Origin of the sequence: Vibrio sp. V08_P9A1T1 (assembly GCF_963874405.1) — a bacterium.
In the GTDB taxonomy this organism is placed as follows: Bacteria; Pseudomonadota; Gammaproteobacteria; order Enterobacterales; family Vibrionaceae; genus Vibrio; species Vibrio anguillarum.
In genome coordinates this window covers 1-3,919 of record NZ_CAWNIB010000167.1, presented here as the reverse complement: position 1 = coordinate 3,919, position 3,919 = coordinate 1, and the positions used below count along the sequence as shown (strand labels likewise).

4 protein-coding genes are annotated in these 3,919 nt (G+C 43.1%); all 4 read right to left on the bottom strand.

The features are described 5' to 3' along the window. Nucleotides 1-147: 147 nt before the first annotated feature. Nucleotides 148-1,791, bottom strand: coding sequence for a pyridoxal-dependent aspartate 1-decarboxylase PanP (gene panP / locus AACT21_RS07615; protein ID WP_088728788.1), 1,644 nt, complete (start codon nt 1,789-1,791; stop codon nt 148-150). Nucleotides 1,792-1,890: 99 nt separating this feature from the next. Beyond that, complete coding sequence (locus AACT21_RS07610; RefSeq protein WP_013857115.1) at nt 1,891-2,403, bottom strand: hypothetical protein; 513 nt, start codon at nt 2,401-2,403, stop codon at nt 1,891-1,893. 86 nt (nt 2,404-2,489) lie between these two features. Next, nucleotides 2,490-3,395 (bottom strand): lysine exporter LysO family protein, encoded by a 906-nt coding sequence (locus tag AACT21_RS07605; RefSeq protein WP_094164176.1) that lies wholly within the window; start codon nt 3,393-3,395, stop codon nt 2,490-2,492. Nucleotides 3,396-3,418: 23 nt separating this feature from the next. Next, on the bottom strand, nt 3,419-3,919 hold a 501-nt coding region (locus AACT21_RS07600; RefSeq protein ID WP_141195254.1), incomplete at its 5' end, for an HDOD domain-containing protein.

Genomic DNA, 3,919 nt, shown 5'->3' with positions numbered 1-3,919 from the left:
GAACATGACAAGCCTCAAACAAAATTTCATGAAAACTACAGAATTTAGATTTAAATCGATGATTAATGGAAATTTCCAGCTCATTAATGATGTATTAGTTACAGCAAAAAGAAATAAATTTTCAATTCGCTGTAACTTACAGGGATTCTAGCTGATGATTCTTTGAGCAAGAAGCTCAATTTTGGCCATCAAATTAGGCGCTAGCGTGGCAATATGTCGTTGCTCATCTAATATCGAGTGCAAGATAGCATGTGTTGTTAGCGGGTTGGCTAGTACCACGCGAAATACGATGGTATCAAGCTTGTCCCAGCGTTCTGGGTTTAAACGGGTTCGAGAGACAAATGAACGCCCCGTTTCCCTTTGTTTTTTCTGCACAAACTGGGTGATTTCATTCAGCAACTCGTTCAGTTCTGCTTTTTGATTGGGCAAGGCTTGTTGCAGTGCTTGGCGAACAAAAGCAGGAATATAACGATAGGTTAAAAGACACAGTTCGGGTTCAGAAATCAGCTCAAAATCGTCTTGTTCTTTAATGAGATCGGCGAAATAGCGAGCTTTAGCTAGGCTTTGGTCAATCAATAATTCGTAGCCAGGGCGACTAATAATGTGCATGCTAGCGTACACCAACATGGCCATACCTGAACGAGAACCTTCTAACGTATGACTACCCAGATCTTTTGAACCTTTCCGCAAAATATACTGTGCATGGTGCTCAATTGAATGCATAGCATCAGGCTTTTTGAATAGTACCATGCCTGCACCCATAGGGATGTAGAGCTGTTTATGTGCATCAATTGTGACGGAGTCAGCCAACTCAATACCATTGAGTAAGTGTCGGTGATTATTCGACATTAATGTTGCACCGCCCCAAGCGGCGTCTACGTGAAAATGACAACCTTCTTGCTGGCAAATATTGGCGATATCTCTTAAGGGATCAATGTTGCCCGTTTCTGTCGTTCCGGCGACGCCAACAACCGCAAAAGGTTTAATTTTCTGGCTTTTTAGGTGTGCCATTTTGGCTTTCAAATCTTGTGGGCATAAGCGGTTGTTGTGGTCGGTTTTTACACAAACCAAGCCTTCTTGGCCGATACCCAATACGTCAGCGGCTTTCTTTAAAGAGTAATGGCCACGATCAGACACTAAAATGGCTAACCCGTGGTAACCATAATGACGCATGGCTTTAAACAGCCCCTCTTTTTCGACGCCTTGGAAATCACCATCGGCTTTCAAAGCATTATTACGAGCCACCCACAATGCCGTGATATTGGCAATTGTTCCGCCAGAGCAAAATGCACCGAGCGAATGATTAGCGCTATGCATCCATTGGCTGTAAAAAGCGTCGTTTTTTTGATAGATCAAACGATGCAACATACCCAAAACCTGCCGTTCTAGCGGTGTAAACGCTTTTGACGTTTCAATTTTGACTAAGTTTTGATTCAGCGCAATCATGATCTTTGATAACGGCATCAAGAAATATGGCAGTGCAGATGTCATATGACCAATAAAGCTAGGAGCCGAGGTATGCACTGAATGAGCGACTAAATTATCCAACAAATGCTGAGTATGTTCTGAAACGAACTCCGGTGACTCTGGAATTTGCGGATTAGAGAAATCTTTTTCGATCTCTTTGAGTGGTTTTTCTTCAGCGACAATATGTTCACGCAAGAAGAGGTTCAAATTGCGCGATAGCTCTTGGTCTATTTTTGTCAGTGTTGAGTCGGGGCCTTCGGGCACAGTGAAGATCCGTAACAAGCTCTCGAAACTCACATTTGCAGTTTTTTGTTCTGATACCATACAGCTTCGTTATTTTGATTTTATGGAATGCGAGCGGCACAATCTAAACGAAAACGGGACAGTTGTCCCGTCTTAATTCGGCTAGAGTAGAGGCGGCGACTAGTTACAGACTTTCTTTTCGATCAAGGCGATGGCATCGTTATATTTATTCAACGCAGCTTCGATCTGCTTCGGATGACTGAGCAATTCGGCTAAAGCTGAACGTAATTCATAGTTTTTTTCGTTAGGCTTTGCTTGGCGATCTTCATAGGTGATTTTAGCAATGTGGCCGAGATCATCACTGCGTGAGGCCAATACTTTAATGTCGTGCTGTTCTAGTTTTAACCAAGCTTCTACAGGTTGCGAGGTGGCGACTTTCGAAGGATCGTTGCTTAGGTAATAATGGACTGCCGCACGGCTTAATTCAAAGTGATGCTGGCGTCCTTGCAGAAACCATTGGCTAACTTCAGTAAGTTCAGGATATTGCGCGGTCGTTAAGTCTGCGAGATCACTATACCAATGGAGAGACGCGTCGACATAAGCGTCATATTTTTCGGATAAGCATTGGTTATCAGCAGCGAGAGCAACATTCGCTGAAGTTGAGAGCAGTAGGGCAACGAGAACACGTTTCATAAATCTTCCTTTGGGCTTTGTTATTGTGTGGGAGTTTTCTACTCCCTATTGTTAGTTTAAATGAAGGCTAGAGTGATTCCTGAGATCTAGCCTGCAAGTGATACAAAGAACAGCATAAGAATAGGCACCAGTATGCTGAGAATAAACCCACTGACAATCGCGATCGGTACGCAACGAACCCCGCCAGTTGTCTGGATCACGGGCAAGGTGAAATCCATCGCGGTTGCCCCAGCATAGCCGATGGCAGAGCAAGGTTTGGTTCGGATTAGCATGGGGATCATCACTAAAGCAATCAGTTCTCTAAGTAGCTCTATCATGAAAGAGGCACCACCATAGACTGGGCCGAAAGCATCACCCATTAAAATCCCGGCAAGTGAATACCATCCAAAACCGGAAGCCATGGCTAGGCCTCGATAAATTGGGATATCAAGAATCATGGCCGCAATGATCCCCCCAATCCAAGAGGTCAATATAATGACTAATGCGATGACCATTCCGTATTTATTGAGCAAAATTTGTCGTAGAGTTAAACCACTATTTCTCAACTGAATACCAATAAAGAAAAGTAATACGAACAAGATCCATTCACTGGCGGTGCTCACCCAACTTAAATCGAATCCTAATACAACCCCAAGCGCCAATCCTCCACCGACAACCACAATCAGCTTTACGGATTCTAACGCCATGCTAGATAGTGGCAGTTTTGAATGGTTTGTATCGGTTTTTATGGGTAGAAATTTGTCAATAAAAGGCAAGACCAACAAGTTGCAAGCACCGATCATCAAGAAAAATACAGTGGTAAATTTGAGTATCAACTGTAGGTTACTGCCCAAGTTATCGAGGGCTGCCAAGCTTAGACCCATCAGAAACAGAATGACGTAAACTAACCAAGACGTGGCTTTATTTAATGCTGCTAGCCACTGTTGATTGGCAATAGAAAATAGATACCCCACTATTAGTGGGGCAAAAATAAATAACATCCCTGAGAACATCTCATCCTCTGATTATTTTGGGTTTAGAAGCCGCTTGCGTTGATCACATCATTGAGTTTTGATTTGAATTCAAGCTCACTAAGGTTACTTAAGTTGTATAGCACCTCAGCTCCGGTCGCATTAATTTCGACGTCATGCTCTTCAATCTCTTCATCTTGACGACGAAATAGTAAAAGATGGTGAGCAATACGTGCCACATCAAGGTAACTGACTTCGTGAGAAGATGCGACTAAAGATTGATTTCCTGCTACTTCAAGGAAATCTGAGTCGAACCCCCAACTTCTTAACACAAGCTGACTGGTTTTTGAACATCGCGACTGAAAAATCTGTAGGGCGATGTCTTGATCGAGATAGTTGCCTTTCTCAAGATATAAATGATATTCGTGTACAAGACAAAACAAGCCAATATCCGCAAGTAGACCGACAAGTAAGGCTTTTTCTTGCTCTAAATGTTGATATCGGCTTGGTTCTAGCTGTTTAAATGCGTGAGTTACCATCACCATGGTTGCGCCAAGCTCTCGCGA